The sequence below is a fragment of the Faecalibacterium sp. DFI.5.82 genome (genome assembly GCF_029076575.1).
GTDB classification, from domain to species: Bacteria; Bacillota; Clostridia; order Oscillospirales; family Ruminococcaceae; genus Faecalibacterium; species Faecalibacterium duncaniae.
The window spans coordinates 1-321 of record NZ_JARFIS010000348.1 but is presented as its reverse complement, the minus strand read 5'-3'; the positions used below and the strand labels follow the sequence as shown (position 1 = coordinate 321).

Here is a 321-nt window from a genome sequence, read left to right as displayed (position 1 = left end):
TGCCCATGGCGGCCTTCATGGTCACGGACTTGCCGGAGCCGGACTCGCCCACCAGCGCAACGGTCTCGCCCTTGTACACGTCGATGTTCACGCCCCGGATGGCGTGCACCGGGCCTGCGGTGGTCTTATGAAGAAGCCGCGTTGAAGGAGCCGCATCCACCAGCAGATGTAGTTTCTTCAACAACCAAAATATTATTTTCGTATCTTAAAGCAGCAAATTGCTGTCCAATATATTTGTTCATAGCGGCACCATTTGTTCTGAGCGTAGTTTTATATCTTATTATATCACAGCACCCCTTCAATGAAAATATTTTGTTAGAA

2 protein-coding genes are annotated in these 321 nt (G+C 48.9%); both read right to left on the bottom strand.

Annotated features, from left to right (window positions below; genetic code table 11):
* Positions 1-166, bottom strand: a 166-nt coding sequence (locus P0G09_RS16940) for an ATP-binding cassette domain-containing protein (protein WP_342760551.1), incomplete at its 3' end; no start/stop codon positions are given.
* The coding region (locus P0G09_RS16935; protein WP_275253250.1) for a hypothetical protein at positions 126-321 on the bottom strand (196 nt) is incomplete at its 5' end. The genes P0G09_RS16940 and P0G09_RS16935, both read right to left, overlap by 41 nt.